Genomic DNA, 14969 nt, shown 5'->3' with positions numbered 1-14969 from the left:
CCTACTCTTGGTCACCGTGACCGACCGGCTTCCGCTCTTCCCGCTCAACTCGGTGCTCTATCCGGGTCTGGTGCTGCCCCTGCACATCTTCGAGGAGCGATACCGCGCGCTGGTCCGGGATCTGGAGGCGCTGCCCCAGGCGGAGCAGCGCTTCGGCGTGGTGGCGCTGCGCACCGGGCGTGAGGTCGGCGACATCCAGGGCGATCCGCTCGCGGTGCTGCACCCGGTGGGCTGCACGGCGGAGATCGCCACGATCAAGACGCACGAGGACGGCCGCTACGACCTGGTGGCCACGGGTGCGACCCGGTTCGAGCTGGTCTCGGTGGACGACTCGGGGCCGTATCTGTACGCCGAGGTCGAATACCTGGCCGATCCGCCCGGCGAGCGGGCCGACGTTCTCGGGCTGGCCGCGACCCGGGCCTTCGCCGAGTATCAGCGCCGGCTGCTCACCGCCCAGCAGCGCACCCCGATGAGCCTGCCGGAGCTGCCCGACGACCCGGTCGTGTTGTCCTACCTGGTGGCCGCCGCGGTGGTGCTCGACCCGCACGACAAGCAGCGGCTCCTGGAGGCGGAGGACGCGACCGCCCGGCTGAGCGCGGAGGTGGAGCTGCTGCGCCGCGAGGCGGCGCTGCTCGACCACCTGCCGTCGTTGCCGGCGATCGAGTTGTTGCGGCAGAACATCGAACCCAACTGACACGGACCGGCCGAGGCGGGCCCGATCGCCTCGGGCCCGACCGACCCGACCGAAGGGCGCGCCGGCATGGCGAAGGGCAGGACCAAGGGCGGACAGGGCACCCCGGCGACGGTGGCGCTGACCCGCGAGGGCGTGGCGTTCACGACGCACGCGTACACCCACGACCCGGACGCGGCCTCGTACGGTGAGGAGGCCGCGACGGTGCTCGGTGTGCCGGCCGCGCGGGTGTTCAAGACGCTGCTCGCGGATGTGGACGGCGCGCTCACCGTGGCGGTGGTCCCGGTGGCGGGCAGGCTCGACCTCAAGGCGCTGGCCGCCGCGGTCGGCGGCAAACGCGCGGCGATGGCCGACCCGGCGGCGGCCGAGCGGGCCACGGGCTACGTGCTCGGCGGGATCAGTCCCCTGGGCCAAAAGCGCCGGCACCCCACCGTGGTGGACGCCTCGGTGCTCACGCTGGAGACGGTGTATGTGTCGGCCGGCCGACGGGGCCTGGAGATCGAACTGGCCCCGGCCGACCTGATCCGGCTCACGGGCGCGGTGACGGCTCCGGTGGGGCGGGTCTAGAGCCTTTGCCTCGCAGGGGTCGGCCGCTTGTACCGCCCCGCACGAGTCGGCCGCGTGTACCGCCCCGCGGGGTCAGCCCTCGTCGGACCCGTGCTTGGTGAGGTCGACCGGGGTGGACACGGTCGAACCCGGGAGCGGGTCGGGCGCGTGGTCGCGGCCCGGGCCCTGGGGCGCCCACGGCCACGATCCCTGGAACGTCTCGCGGCGCTCGGCGGGGGCGAACCCGGCGGACAGGCCGAGGAAGATCACCATCGACGCGATCGGCCACAGCAGCAACACGCCCTTGGCCTTCAGGTCCAGCTCCTGGTCGAAGCGCTTGCCCAGGCCGACCCGACGCACCTCGTCGGCGATCCCGTCCGGCCCGAGCGCCACGCCGACCTTGAAGGCCAGATACGCGCCGGCGATCCCGCCGACGGTCAGCGCCAGCGCGGTCGCCACGCCCTGTCGGCGAAACCGCCAGAACGCGAGCGGCGCGAGCACGATGCCGGCCACCACACCGCACACCGCGAACCAGCCGTCCAGGGCGATCGAGGTCTCGGTCTCGGGCGAGACCTGGAAGACGCCCTCCTTGGTGGCCATCAGCGGCACCCGGGGGGTGATCTGCTCCCAGACCACGCCCACGATCACGCCCACCACCAGGCAGGTCGCGACCACCGCGGCGAACGCGAGCACGTCGGTGCGGTAGCGCCGCCACAACGAGGGGGGCGCGTCGTACCCGGGCGCGAAGCCCACGTGCGCGCCCTCGGGCGACGGGTAGGGGTCGATATCCCCGGCAGACGTCATCTGGTCAGCGTCCCATGTACGGCTCGAGCCCGCGGGACGGCCCCGCGCGGCGATGTGTCCGGTGGTCGAAGGGGCGTCGGCTACGCCCGGGTACTGCGCCGGAAGGCCCAGGTGGCCAGCGAGAGCATCACCACGCCGACCCCCGCGCAAACCGCCAGGTTGCCGGCCGCCACCGCCCAGTTCGGGTCGCCGTAGCTCGCGATGAACGCGTCCACCCCGTAGGAGGACGGCAGCACGTCCCGGGCGAGCACGATCACCTCGGGCATCCGGTCCTCCGGCAGCACGCCCAGCAGCAGCGCCGCCGACATACCCAACTGGCCGAGGAGCGTGGCCAGTTCCGGGCGCGGGGCGAGCAGCCCGAAGACCGCGCCGATGCCCGCGAGGGCCGCGCCGGACAGCGGTACGACCAGCAGCAGCACCCACAGGTTGGCCAGCGGCAGCTGGAACATCAGCGCGCCGATCACCGCGGTGGCCACCGTGCCGGGCAGCGTGAAGGACGCGTACGCGGCGGCGATGCCGAGCACCACGGCGGCCGGGCGCACCGGCAGCGTCAGGTAGTAGTCGAGCGCGTTGGCCGCGCGCAGGTTGCCGAAGTGCTGGGCGAGCAGGTTGAGCGCGACGAAGGCGACCACGAGCACACTGGACCCGGCCACCACCGCCTCGCGGGCGCTGTCGCTGCCGGTGTCCACCACGCCGCGCATCAGGATCATGATGCCCACCGACTGGAACACCGCGACGAACAGCAACGGCACCCGGGAGACCCGCACCCGGGACAACTGCGCGCGGTAGACGGTCAGCAGCCCGGCGCCGAGCGGCGTGCCCGCCGCCGGGGCGATCGGTTCGACCGGACGCGGCGGCGCGGTCTCGATGCTCGCTGCACTCACTGGGGTCGACACCCTCATCCCTTGACCAGTCCCTGGTGGCGGCCGCCGAGCGCGAGGTAGACGTCCTCCAGGCTCGGCGTGGACAGCGTGAAGTCGTCGAGCGCCTCGAACGCGGGCCCGGAGGTGACGCCGGCGAGCAGTTCGCGGGCCATTCCCGGTTCCATCCGGGTGCTCCAGCGTCGGCCGGTGCGCACCGCGCTGCGCGCGAGCATACCGACGGCCGGGTCGTCCATCGGCGGGTCGGCCCGCCAGACCAGGTCGAGCCGGACCTCGTCGCCGACCATGGCCTTCAGCCCCCCGGGGGTGTCGCACGCGATCACCCGGCCCTCGTCGAGCACCGCGACCCGGTCGAGCACGGTCTCCGCCTCGATCACGTTGTGGGTGACCAGGAGCACGGTGGCCCCGCTGTCGGCCCGGCGGCGATCCACCGCGGCCCACACCGCGCGGCGCGCGACCGGGTCCATGCCGGTGGTCGGCTCGTCCAGGACCAGCACGGGCCGATCGCCCACCAGCGCGGTGGCCACGCAGGCCAGTCGGCGCTGGCCGCCGGAGAGCTTCTTCAGCGGGCGGTCCGCGATCGGGCCGAGTTCGAGTTCATCGAGCACCGCGTCGCGCTCGGCCCGGGCCCGGTGGGCGTCGAGCGCGCGCAGCCGGGCGGTGGTCTCGATCGCGAGGGCGACGGTCAACTCGTCCAGCGCGCCGGACTCCTGGCCGAGGTAGGCGACGAGTCGGGCGGCCACGTCGGGGCGGCGCACCAGGTCGTGGCCGAGCAGGTCGATGCTGCCGGAGTCGGGCCGGAGCAGGCCGGTGAGCTGGCGGACCAGGGTGGACTTGCCCGCGCCGTTGGGCCCGAGCAGGCCGAAGATCTCGCCCCGGCGCACGTCCAGGTCGATCGTGTCGTTGGCGGTGACCACGTGCCGATCGCGCCGGCGCCCGGTGCGATAGGTCCGGGTCAGGCCACGCACCGTGAAACACGGGTCGGCGTTCGCGCGCTCGCCGGGAATGGTCACGCTCCGCTCGTCCGTTCCGGGCAGCTTGTACATCCGACCCCGCGCGTCGTCCTGAAGGTGGTGGTGACGGCGTGCGGCCCGCGACGCGCGTCAGGTTGCGCGCGCGGGGTGACACACGACCAGACGACTCTACGCGGTCCGCCCGGCCGGTCCGCCGCCCGCCTCCTCGGCGAGCAACACCCGGGCCCGCCGCCACTGGTCGCGCGGCAGCACCGCCCGCCAGTCGATCGCCGCGAACGCCGCCTCGCGCTCGGGGCCCAACCGTCGGGTCGCCCGGGCGGCGGCCAGGCGCAGCAGCGGAAGCGGCCGGGTCGGCAGGCCCACCCGGGCGGTCTCGCGCTTGAGGTTGGGCCACCACACGGTCGCCGCGTCGGTCAACTCCCCCTCGGCGGCACCCAGTCGGCGAAAGGCGGCGAGCCGCCCGATCGCCCGCGAGATCACCCACTGGACCAGCGCGGCGAGGCCGAACAGCACCAGCAGCGCGATCCCCAGGGGCGGAAACAGGAACAGCGCCGGAAGGCCGAGGACCAGCAGCGGATACTTGATCAGAAAGACGAATTCCAGCCGGCCCAGCACCACCTTGCCCACCAGGTAGCGGATCAGCAGGGCGGTCTGGCGCGCGGTGAGCCGGGTGTCCACGTCCGGGTCGAAGGCGGTCGCGCCGGCCACGGCGGAGCGCTGCTCCGCGGCCCGGGACGCGCTGCGGAACCGCTGTCCGCGCCGCACCGCGCCGAAGCCGGCCCTGCCGATCCTGGTCCATTTGGACATCGCGCGTCCTCCGTGCCGTGCACCACCCGAACTCGCACGTTATCGCCCCCGCGTACCCCCGGGGCGCTTCGCGCGCGCCCCGCGAGGCGATGGGTGACCTCGGCGGGCTCGGGTACCGTACGGGTTTGACCGCAAGCCCCTGGGAGGCCTTCGACGTGGACGTGTGGCACATACTTCGCCCGCTGATCGTGCTCGTCTCGGTGATCGCCTTCACGGGCCTGGTGACCTGGGGAATGGCTCGCCTGGCCCGCGAAGTACAGACCCGCAAACCACTGACCGGACCACTGTGGTCGATGGCGCGGCGTGGCCGCGCCTCGATCGTGGCGACCCTCGGCACCTCGATGTTGTTGCTCGCCGAGCCCGCCGCCGCGCTGCCCGAGCGCAGTCGGGGGATGCTCCGGCACATCCTGGTGCTCTCGGTGATCGCGGCCTGCTCGTGGCTGATCGTGCACGCGGTCACCCTGCTGGTGAACACCTCGTTCGAGCGCTACGCGGCGAACGCGACGGACACCGGCCGGGTACGCCGGATCCAGACCCAGATCGCGCTGATCCGACGCACCGCGGTGGCGATCGTCGGGATCATCACCTTCGCCGCGATGATCATGACCTTCCCGGGCATGAAGACGATCGGAACCAGCCTGCTCGCCTCCGCCGGCCTGCTCGGCGTGGTGGCCGGTCTGGCCGCGCAGAGCGCGCTGGCCAACCTGTTCGCCGGGTTGCAGATCGCGTTCAGCGACATGGTCCGGATCGGCGACTCGGTAGTGGTCAACCAGGAGATGGGCACGATCGAGGAGATCACCCTGACCTACCTGGTGGTCAACACGTGGGACCAGCGCCGGATCGTGATGCCGGTGTCCTACTTCACCTCGCGGCCGTTCGAGAACTGGTCGCGTACCGACACCCGGATGACCGGGACGGTGTTCCTGCACCTGGACCACTCGGCGCCGGTGAGCGAACTGCGCGAGGAACTGCACCGAATCCTCAAGGACACCGGACTGTGGGACGGCCAGGGCTGGAGCCTGTACGTCACCGACACCACGCCGACCACGATCCTGATCCGCGCGGTGGTCACCGCCCGCGACTCCGACGACCTGTGGACGCTGCGCTGCGAGGTCCGCGAGAAGCTGCTCGACTACCTGCGCCGCGAACACCCGTACGCACTGCCCCGCATCGCCACCGCGCCCGCGCCGCTGGGCAACGAGGCGGTGGGCCCGTACAGCGGCAACGGGCGCTTCGCGAAGGCGCGCCCGACCCCGCAGGTGCCCGCGCAGACCGGCCCGCGCAAGTACGTGAGTCTGGCCAAGAAGCCTCAGTCGCTGGCCGCCGCGGCCGCCGCGGCCGAGTCGATCTCGTTGAGGAAGTCCGAGGCGATCGCCCAGGCACGCGCGGCGGCCTCGCGGTCGTAGTCCGGCAGCCCGGGATCGGTGAACAGGTGACCGGCGCCCCGGTAGCGGTGGATCTCCACATCGGCCCCGGCGCGGCGCATGCCCAGATACCAGGTCCCCAGCCAGTCCTCGATCTCGAACGGATCGGGCTCGGCCACGTGCAACTGCACCGGCACCTCCGTCACGGCATCCTCACGCAGGTCGGAGGTGCCGTGAAACATCAAGAGCCCGGCCGCGGTGCGATCGGCGAACACGGCGTTCTGCGCGATCGAGGCCCCCAGCGAAAACCCCGCGTACACAAGCCCCTCCCCCAGGCCCGCAGCCACCTTCACCGCCCGCCGGATCAACTCGTCCGCACCGATCTCATCCTTGATCTCCATGCCTTCCTCGATCGACTCGGTGCGACGCCCGTCATACAAATCAGGCACAACCACCTCATGCCCGAGCCCCCGCAACCACCCGGCCGCGTCCTGAACAGCGGGCCGCAGCCCATAGGCCGAGTGAAACAACACAATGCGGGCCACGAGAACAAATCCTTCCGAAGACCAATCCCCACACAACAAACCCCCAACGGTACCCGCCCACCCGGCACACCCGAGCAGCCGAGCCGAGTCCACCGAGAAACCTCCCCGAGCAACCCCGGCCCATCCGGCACTTGGAACAACTCGCCACAGGCACCCACAAACCACAGCATCGGTCGCCACAAACAACCAAATCCCAGCCCGTCCGACACTTGAGGACAGCCCGCCGCAGGCGCCCGCGGACCGCGGCACCGGTCGCCGAACACAACCAAAACCCAGCCCGTCCGACACTTGAGGACAGCCCGCCGCAGGCGCCCGCGGACCGCGGCACCGGTCGCCGAACACAACCAAAACCCAGCCCGTCCGACACTTGAGGACAACTCGCCGCAGGCGCCCGCGGACCGCGGCACCGGTCGCCGAACACAACCAAAACCCAGCCCGTCCGGCGCTTGAGGACAGCCCGCCACAGGTACCCGCGGACCGCGGCACCGGTCGCCGAACGCAACCACAAACCCAGCCCGTCCGGCGTTTGAGGACGGCCCGGTTCAGAGCCGGCCAAGCTCGGCGAGGAGGCCGCTCCGAGGCGGCCCCGCCTCACCGCACGCTGCGCAGGTCCAGTCGCCGCAGGACGCGGTCGGCCGCCGCCGGGTCCACCCCTCGGCGCCCCCGCGCCGCAATCACCTCGCGTCGCGCCGCCGCCGTCATCTCGGCCTCGATCTCGTGCAGGAGCTTGATCCGACGTGAGCGCTCGACCACCGCGTCGGCCAGTTCCTCGCCCATGCCCTCCGGCTTCAGCTCGGCCAGCAGCGCCTTCTGCCGGGCCCGCAGCCGCTGCACCATCTCGTCCGGGAGATCGCGCTGCTCGTCCAGTTCGCGCAGCCGATGCAGTGCGGCCTTCGTCGCCGCCGCCGCGATCCGGCGCTCCTCGTGGCTATCCGCGTCGTCCGTCTCCGAGACCCCGAGCCGGCGCACCAGCCACGGCAGGCTGACCCCCTGGAGCAGCAGCGTCACCACGATCACGCAGAACGCGATCGCGATCAGCCGTTGCCGCTCGGGGAAGGCCCCACCCGCGTCGGTGGTCAGCGGCAGCGCCAGCGCGAGCGCGATCGTCACCACGCCGCGCATCCCGGCCCACCACACCACCACGGTCTCGCGCGGATCCGGGGTCTGGGTCTCGCCGGTGGTCGGCAGCCGTGCGTGCAGCCGCCGGGCCAGCGCCGCAACCGGGAACAGCCACAGGCCCCGCACCACGATCAGGGTCAACACCACCGCACCGGCCTCCAGGAACAGCCGGCCCCGATCGCCCCGCAGGTCGTGGAAGATCTCCCACATCTCCAGGCCGATCACCCCGAACGCGACACCGGTCACGACCAGGTCGACGACCTCCCAGAACGAGCGCCCGGTGAGCCGGCCGACCACGTTGTCCGCGTCCTCGGCGACCGAGCCGAGGTAGAACGCGGTGGTCAACACCGCGAGCACGCCGGAGCCGTGCAGTTCGTCGGCCACCACGTAGGCCAGGAACGGCACCAGGAGCGTGAGCAGCGTCTGCAGCGTGGGCTCGTCCAGCCGGCCGAGCAACAACCGCCCGGCCAGCCCGACCGCGAAGCCGATCCCGACGCCGACCACCGCGGACAACGCCAACATGCCCGCCGCCTCGACGGGCGAGAACGTACCGCCGACCACCGCCGCGACCGCGACCTGGTAGAGCACGAGCGAGGTGACGTCGTTGAACAGCCCCTCACCCTCCAGGATCGCCACCAGCCGCCGCGGCAGCCGCAGACTCCCGGCCACCGCCGTCGCCGCCACCGGATCCGGCGGCGCCACCAGCGCGCCCAGCGCGACCGCGCCCGCGAGCGGCAGCCCGGGGATCATCGCGTCCGCCACGGCCGCCACCGCCGCCGTGGTGACCAGCACGAGCGCGACCGCGAGCAGCGTGATCGGCCTGGCATTCGCCGCGAACTCGCGCCAACTCGACCGCTGCGCCGCCGCGTACAACAGCGGCGGCAACAGCAGCGGCAGCAGCAGGTCGGGGTCGATCCGCAGGTTGGGCACGAACGGCAGCCACCCGAGCAGCACGCCGTACAGCGTCAGCAACACCGGAAACGGCAGCCGCAATCGGCCCGCGAGCGGCACCACCACGACCGTGCCGAACATCAACAGGAACAGCAGCGTGAGCTGACCCACTCCACCCCCAGACCGATCGAGCGCGATTCGATCTTGGAGGCTTCCCCGAATCCCCGCCGAATCACCGACCGGCGGGCAATTGCCTCACCTGTCGGTGACCCGCTCCAGGGTCGCGGTCAGGTCGGCGGGGTAGCCGCTCTCGTACTGCACCCACGTGCCGTCGCCGGGGTGCTCGAAGGCCAGGCTCACCGCGTGCAGCCACTGCCGCTCCAGGCCCAGCCGCTTGGACAGCGTCGGGTCCGCGCCGTAGGTCAGGTCGCCCACGCACGGGTGCCGCAGCGCCGCCATGTGCACCCGGATCTGGTGGGTGCGCCCGGTCTCCAGCTTGATCGACAGCAGACTCGCGGCGCGAAACGCCTCGATCGTGTCGTAGTGCGTGACGCTGGGCTTGCCGCCCGTCACCACGGCCCACTTGTAGTCGTGCGTGGGGTGCCGGTCGATCGGCGCGTCGATGGTGCCGGTGTGCGGGTCCGGGTGGCCCTGGACCAGCGCGTGGTAGCGCTTGTCCACCGTGCGGTCGCGGAACTGCTGCTTGAGCAGCGTGTAGGCGCGCTCCGACTTGGCCACCACCATCAGCCCCGAGGTGCCCACGTCCAGGCGGTGCACCACGCCCTGGCGCTCGGCCGCGCCGGAGGTGGAGATCCGGTAGCCGGCCGCCGCGAGGCCGCCGACCACGGTCGTCCCGGTCCAGCCGGGGCTGGGGTGCGCGGCGACGCCGATCGGCTTGTCGATCACCACGATGTGCTCGTCGTCGTGCACGATCCGCATGCCGGGCACGGGTTCGGCGACGAGCTGCACCGGCCGGGGCACGCCCGGCATCTCGACCTCGATCCAGGCTCCGCCGACCACCCGGTCGGACTTGCCCGCCGCCCGGCCGTCGAGCTGCACCTTCCCGGCGGCGGCCAGCTCGGCCGCCTTGGTGCGCGAGAAGCCGAACATCCGCGAGAGCGCGGCATCGACCCGCTCGCCTTCGAGGCCGTCGGGAACGGGAAGCGTGCGGATTTCGGGGGAGCCGGGATTGACAGTCACGAGATACGAGTATGCCCGGCATCCGGACCGGACTCGACGGCGTGGTCGCCGTCCCGGTCCCCGGCGGCCCGCTCGGCGGTCCCGGAGGACGCCGCCGCGGGCGCCCGAGTGGCCCCGGCAGGCGCGTCGACGACCCCGTTCCCGGCCTCCGCGCCGTCCGTGCGCTCGTCCTCGTCCGCCCGCTCGTCCTCGTCCGCCGGCGTCGCCTCGTCCGCGCCCTCGTCCCCGCCCTCGTCGTCACCCTCCCGCGTACCGTCGGGCTGCAGGCCCAGGAACGACAGCAGCACGATCAGGCAGCCACCCACCACGATCGCCGAGTCGGCCAGATTGAAGATCGCGAAGTGCTTGGGCGCGATGAAGTCCACCACGTGGCCCTCGAACACGCTGGGCGAGCGGAAGATCCGGTCGGTGAGGTTGCCGAGCGCACCGCCGAGCAGCAGGCCCAGGGCGATCGCCCAGGGCAGGCTGTTCAGCTTGCGGGCCAGCCGCAGGATCACCACGATCACCGCGCTGGCGATCACCGTGAGCACGATGGTCAGCCCCTGGCCCATGCCGAACGCCGCGCCCGCGTTGCGGGTGGCCCGGAACTGGAGCCAGTCGCCGAGGATGTCGATCGGGGCGTGGTACTCGAGCTTCTTCACCACGATCAGCTTGCTGATCAGGTCCAGGGCGTAGGCGACGGCCGCGACCCCGAGCAGGACCAGGATGTAGCGACGGGTACGCGAACCGGCGGGCACGGTCGGCTCGTCGCCGTCCGCCCCGCCCCCGGTCGCCCCGGTGTCCGGCTCCCCCGCGGGGGCCTGCGACTCCGCGTCTTCCCGTCGTTCCGCTCCGGTGCCGATGGCTTGCTCCAGTCCTCGGACGCGCCGCCGGCGGCCGCGGCGGCTACCGGCGCTCTTCGCGCTGCTTGCAGGTCACACACAGGGTCGCACGCGGGAACGCCTGCAGGCGCGCCTTGCCGATGGCCGAACCACACGACTCGCAGGCCCCGTATGTCCCGTCGGCCAGGCGCCGCAGCGCCTTCTCCGACTGGAGCAGCATGCCACGCGCGTTGTTGGTCAGGGACATCTCGTGCTCGCGCTCGAAGTTCTTGGTCCCGGTGTCCGCCTGATCGTCGCCCGCGCCCTCCCCCGAATCGCGCAGCAGATCGGCGATGCCGTTCTCCGACACGGCGATCTCGGCGCGCAGCTCGTGCGCGGTCTCGATCAGACCCTCGCGCACCTCGCGCAGCTCCGCGTCGTTCCAGGGGTCCTCCCCCGGCCGCACGATGTACATCGTCGGCTCATGGAACCCGCTCGGCGGTGTCGGGAGCGTCGCGGTCGAGGTGGTCACGTGTGCAGGTGCCTTCACGGTGCGTCCCGTTCCTCCCCGTACCGAGGCTCGCGGCGCGGCCGTCGTGGTCGCACGACGCGTCCGCCCGCCACTCGCCTTCTCTGTATCCGTCATGTTCACGGCCCCCTTGTTTCGCTTAGGGATGGGTCGCCCCGGACAACCGGACGCGCCGTCCCGTCACTGAGTGCGCCGGGGCGGCGACGTAAATCGGTTGTGCCCAGACGCAACCACGCTTATCCCTCTTCTACGTGTCCCGTTCGTTACCGGTTCCCGAGCGGATCGTTATGCGCCCGGGGCGGGTGAACTCGGAGGCGCGAGGGTCCGCGCGGGTCGTACAATCCGCAGAGCGAGACGGTGTCGATGGGGACGAGTAGCGTCGCACGCAGCCGCCAGCGACCCGGGGACGGTGTGAGCCCGGGGGTGTGCGCGAGGTGAAGATCACCCCGGAGCTGTCGGAGGAAAGGTCGGTCCGGTTGCGGAGCGGCCCGTAGAACCGACCCTCGCGCAGACGAGAGGGTTGTGCCCGCCCGGGCACGGTAGGCGGATCGGGCGGCGCGCGGCCAAGAAGGGTGGTACCGCGGGATCGGCCGACGGCCGTCTCGTCCCTTCGGTAGGCACGCATCACAGCCCGCGGAAGGAAGCCACATGTACCGCCCGGTACCGGCGCAGGTCGACCTGCCCGCCATGGAGCACGAGGTCCTCGCGTTCTGGCGGGACAACGACATCTTCGAGCGCTCCCTCGCGCAGAACGCCGACGGTCCCCGCTGGGTCTTCTACGAGGGGCCGCCGACGGCCAACGGCATGCCGGGGGCGCACCACATCGAGGCGCGCGTGTTCAAGGACGTGTTCCCGCGCTACCGCACGATGCGCGGCTACAACGTGCCGCGCAAGGCCGGGTGGGACTGCCACGGCCTGCCCGTCGAGCTGGCCGTGGAGAAGCAGTTGGGCTTCTCCGGCAAGCCGGACATCGAGCGCTACGGGATCGCCGAGTTCAACGCGAAGTGCCGCGAGTCGGTGATGACGCACGTGGGCGCGTTCGAGGAACTGACCACCCGGATGGGCTACTGGGTCGACATGTCCAAGGCGTACCGGACGATGGACCCGGAGTACGTCGAGTCGGTCTGGTGGTCGCTCAAGCAGATCTTCGACAAGGGCCTGCTGACCCAGGACTACCGGGTCGCGCCGTGGTGTCCGCGCTGCGGCACCGGGTTGTCCGACCACGAGCTGGCGCAGGGCTACGAGACGGTCGTCGACCCCTCGGTCTATGTGCGCTTCCCGCTCACCTCCGGGCCGCTGGCCGGGCAGGCGGCGCTGCTCGTGTGGACGACCACGCCGTGGACGCTGGTGTCCAACACCGCCGCCGCGGTGCACCCCGACGTGACGTACGTGGTGGCCACCGACGGCGACGAACGCCTCGTGGTCGCCGAGCCGCTCCTGGCGAAGGCGCTCGGCGAGGGCTGGGCGGCCACCGGCGAGCGCTTCACCGGCCGGGAGATGGAACGCTGGGCCTACCGGCGCCCGTTCGACCTGCTGCCGCTGGAGGACGCGAACTTCGTGGTGCTCGCGGAGTACGTCACCACCGAGGACGGCTCCGGTGTCGTGCACCAGGCGCCCGCGTTCGGCGCGGACGACCTGGAGACCTGCCGCGCGTACGGCCTGCCGGTGGTCAACCCGGTGCGCCCCGACGGCACCTTCGAGGCCGAGCTGCCGCTGGTCGGCGGACAGTTCTTCAAGAAGGCCGACGAGGCCCTGGTGGCCGATCTGCGGGCCCGGGGGCTGCTGTTCCGGCACCTGGAGTACGAGCACAGCTACCCGCACTGCTGGCGCTGCCACACCGCGCTGCTCTACTACGCGCAGCCGTCCTGGTACGTGCGCACCACCGCGGTCAAGGACGCGCTGCTTCGCGAGAACGAGCGGACCAACTGGCACCCGGACACGGTCAAGTGGGGCCGCTACGGCGACTGGTTGAACAACAACATCGACTGGGCGCTCTCGCGCAACCGCTTCTGGGGCACCCCGCTGCCCATCTGGCGGTGCGAGGAGGGTCACCTGACCTGCGCCGGCTCGCTGGCCGAACTCTCCGAGCTGACCGGGCGCGACCTGTCGGGCCTGGACCCGCACCGGCCGTACATCGACGAGGTCGTCTTCGGCTGCCCGGCCAAGGCCGCCGACGGCACCGCGTGCGGCGAGCGGGCGACCCGGGTGCCCGAGGTGATCGACGCCTGGTACGACTCGGGGTCGATGCCGTTCGCCCAGTTCGGCTACCCGTACCGCAACCGCGAGTTGTTCGAGCAGTCCTACCCGGCGCAGTTCATCTCCGAGGCGATCGACCAGACCCGCGGCTGGTTCTACACGCTGATGGCGGTCGGCACGCTGGTGTTCGACAGGTCGTCCTACGAGAACGTGGTCTGCCTGGGGCACATCCTGGCCGAGGACGGCCGCAAGATGTCCAAGCACCTGGGCAACATCCTGGAGCCGATCCCGCTGATGGACCGGCACGGCGCCGACGCGGTGCGCTGGTTCATGGCCGCGGGCGGCTCGCCGTGGTCGGCCCGCCGGGTCGGGCACGGCACCATCCAGGAGGTGGTCCGCAAGACACTGCTGACCTACTGGAACACGGTCAGCTTCCAGGCCCTGTACGCGCGCACCGGCGGCTGGACGCCGAGCGCGAGCGACCCGGCCCCGGCCGACCGCCCGCTGCTCGACCGGTGGCTGCTGTCCGAGCTGAACATCCTCGTGGGCGACGTGGACGCGGCCCTGGAGGCCTACGACACGCAGCGCGCGGGCAAGGCGCTCACCGCGTTCGTGGACGACCTGTCGAACTGGTACGTGCGCCGGTCCCGGCGGCGGTTCTGGAACGCGGACCCGGCCGCGCTGGCCACGCTGCACGAGGCGTTGGTCACGGTGACCAAGCTGATGGCGCCGCTGGTGCCGTTCATCACCGAGCGGGTCTGGCAGGACCTGGTGCGTCCGGTCACCGCCGACGCCCCCGAGTCGGTGCACATGGCGACCTGGCCGAGCACGGACGCGACCCTCGTACAGCCCGAACTGGGGCGGCGGATGGCGCTGGTGCGGCGCCTGGTCGAGTTGGGCCGGGCCACCCGGGCGGACTCCGGCGTCAAGACCCGGCAGCCGCTGGGCCGGGCGCTGATCGGCGCGAGCGGCTGGGACGAGTTGTCCGACGAACTGCGCGCGCAGATCGCCGAGGAGCTGAACGTGGTCTCGGTGGCGGCGCTGTCCGAGGCGGGCGGCGACCTGGTCGAGTACAGCGCGAAGGGCAACTTCCGGGCCCTGGGCAAGCGGTTCGCCAAGCGCACCCCGGTGGTGGCCGGCGCCATCGCGGCGGCCGACGCGGCGGCCCTGGCGGCGGCGCTGCGTACCTCGGGCACCGCGGTGGTCGAGGTCGAGGGCGAGCCGGTGGAGGTGGTGGCCGAGGAGGTCATCGTCACCGAAACCCCGCGCGAGGGCTGGACGGTGGCCGGCCAGGACGGCGCGACCGTGGCGCTCGACCTGACCATCACCCCCGAGCTGCGGCTCGCGGGCCTGGCCCGGGACGTGGTCCGGCTGATCCAGGAGGCGCGCAAGAACAGCGGCCTGGAGGTGTCCGACCGGATCGTGGTGTGGTGGGCCGCGGACGAGTCGGAGGAGACCACGTCGGCGCTGCTCGCGCACGGCGGCCAGGTCGCCGAGGAGGTGCTGGCGACGCAGTTCGCCCAGGGCTCCCCGGAGGACGAGGAGTTGTTCGAGCACGGCGACCCCGCGCTCGGTCTGCGGTTCTGGCTGCGCAAGGTCTGACCGGCCGGGCGGGGCGACCC

Annotated in this window: 12 protein-coding genes and 1 pseudogene; 4 read left to right on the top strand and 9 right to left on the bottom strand. The window is 72.0% G+C overall.

Translation table 11 applies throughout. From position 1 onward, the window contains the following. Positions 1 to 7: 7 nt before the first annotated feature. Positions 8 to 694, top strand: coding sequence for an LON peptidase substrate-binding domain-containing protein (locus tag ACFRCG_RS11655; protein ID WP_380030642.1), 687 nt, complete (start codon positions 8 to 10; stop codon positions 692 to 694). Between the two features lie 66 nt (positions 695 to 760). After that, the gene (gene ybaK, locus ACFRCG_RS11650) at positions 761 to 1258 is read left to right on the top strand and encodes a Cys-tRNA(Pro) deacylase (protein WP_380030641.1); all 498 of its coding nucleotides are present in this window, start codon (positions 761 to 763) and stop codon (positions 1256 to 1258) included. A 72-nt stretch (positions 1259 to 1330) separates the two neighbouring features. Here ybaK and ACFRCG_RS11645 read toward each other — a convergent pair whose 3' ends face one another. The 4 genes from ACFRCG_RS11645 to ACFRCG_RS11630 all read right to left on the bottom strand — a co-directional run bounded on the left by ACFRCG_RS11645 (position 1331) and on the right by ACFRCG_RS11630 (position 4703). Beyond that, complete coding sequence (locus tag ACFRCG_RS11645; RefSeq protein WP_380030640.1) at positions 1331 to 2041, bottom strand: ABC transporter permease; 711 nt, start codon at positions 2039 to 2041, stop codon at positions 1331 to 1333. A gap of 80 nt (positions 2042 to 2121) precedes the next feature. Continuing rightward, positions 2122 to 2943, bottom strand: coding sequence for an ABC transporter permease (locus tag ACFRCG_RS11640; protein WP_380030639.1), 822 nt, complete (start codon positions 2941 to 2943; stop codon positions 2122 to 2124). After that, positions 2940 to 3890, bottom strand: coding sequence for an ABC transporter ATP-binding protein (locus ACFRCG_RS11635; RefSeq protein ID WP_380030777.1), 951 nt, complete (start codon positions 3888 to 3890; stop codon positions 2940 to 2942). Before ACFRCG_RS11635 ends, ACFRCG_RS11640 begins: the two co-directional genes overlap by 4 nt. 174 nt (positions 3891 to 4064) lie before the next feature. Then, positions 4065 to 4703 carry a hypothetical protein gene (locus ACFRCG_RS11630; protein WP_380030638.1) on the bottom strand — a complete coding sequence of 213 codons (639 nt, stop codon included), beginning with the start codon at positions 4701 to 4703 and terminating at the stop codon, positions 4065 to 4067. A 125-nt stretch (positions 4704 to 4828) separates the two neighbouring features. Between ACFRCG_RS11630 and ACFRCG_RS11625 the strand changes: the two genes are divergently transcribed. Continuing rightward, complete coding sequence (locus ACFRCG_RS11625; RefSeq protein ID WP_380030637.1) at positions 4829 to 6109, top strand: mechanosensitive ion channel family protein; 1281 nt, start codon at positions 4829 to 4831, stop codon at positions 6107 to 6109. On the opposite strand, the gene ACFRCG_RS11620 is transcribed toward ACFRCG_RS11625, so the two are convergent. The 5 genes and pseudogenes from ACFRCG_RS11620 to ACFRCG_RS11600 form a co-directional block, all read right to left on the bottom strand. Then, positions 6013 to 6612, bottom strand: a complete 600-nt coding sequence (locus ACFRCG_RS11620) for a dienelactone hydrolase family protein (protein ID WP_380030636.1) — start codon at positions 6610 to 6612, stop codon at positions 6013 to 6015. The two genes, ACFRCG_RS11625 and ACFRCG_RS11620, sit on opposite strands and share 97 nt — an antisense overlap. Positions 6613 to 7203: 591 nt before the next feature. After that, the gene (locus tag ACFRCG_RS11615; RefSeq protein ID WP_380030634.1) at positions 7204 to 8793 is read right to left on the bottom strand and encodes a Na+/H+ antiporter; all 1590 of its coding nucleotides are present in this window, start codon (positions 8791 to 8793) and stop codon (positions 7204 to 7206) included. 84 nt (positions 8794 to 8877) lie between these two features. After that, positions 8878 to 9822, bottom strand: coding sequence for an RluA family pseudouridine synthase (locus ACFRCG_RS11610; protein WP_380030633.1), 945 nt, complete (start codon positions 9820 to 9822; stop codon positions 8878 to 8880). Between the two features lie 236 nt (positions 9823 to 10058). After that, positions 10059 to 10676: pseudogene (gene lspA, locus ACFRCG_RS11605) on the bottom strand (signal peptidase II); the annotation flags it as partial. 31 nt (positions 10677 to 10707) lie between these two features. Continuing rightward, entirely contained in the window at positions 10708 to 11172 is a 465-nt protein-coding gene (locus ACFRCG_RS11600; protein WP_380030632.1) for a TraR/DksA family transcriptional regulator, read from the bottom strand. Between the two features lie 627 nt (positions 11173 to 11799). Here ACFRCG_RS11600 and ileS point away from each other — a divergent pair. Further along, on the top strand, positions 11800 to 14949 hold the full coding sequence (ileS, locus tag ACFRCG_RS11595; RefSeq protein WP_380030631.1) for an isoleucine--tRNA ligase: 3150 nt from the start codon (positions 11800 to 11802) through the stop codon (positions 14947 to 14949). The last annotated feature ends 20 nt before the right edge of the window (positions 14950 to 14969 follow it).

The sequence above is a fragment of the Embleya sp. NPDC056575 genome (assembly GCF_042793325.1).
Taxonomy (GTDB): Bacteria; Actinomycetota; Actinomycetes; order Streptomycetales; family Streptomycetaceae; genus Embleya.
Note: the sequence above shows the minus strand (reverse complement) of the source record. Positions and strands in the feature narration are given on the sequence as shown.

Excerpts from the sequence above, each read along its gene's own strand:
- ybaK (WP_380030641.1), top strand. The coding sequence starts at position 761 with ATGGCGAAGGGCAGGACCAAGGGCGGACAGGGCACCCCGGCGACGGTG.
- ACFRCG_RS11645 (WP_380030640.1), bottom strand. The coding sequence starts at position 2,041 with ATGACGTCTGCCGGGGATATCGACCCCTACCCGTCGCCCGAGGGCGCG.
- ACFRCG_RS11640 (WP_380030639.1), bottom strand. The coding sequence starts at position 2,943 with ATGAGGGTGTCGACCCCAGTGAGTGCAGCGAGCATCGAGACCGCGCCG.
- ACFRCG_RS11630 (WP_380030638.1), bottom strand. The coding sequence starts at position 4,703 with ATGTCCAAATGGACCAGGATCGGCAGGGCCGGCTTCGGCGCGGTGCGG.
- ileS (WP_380030631.1), top strand. The coding sequence starts at position 11,800 with ATGTACCGCCCGGTACCGGCGCAGGTCGACCTGCCCGCCATGGAGCAC.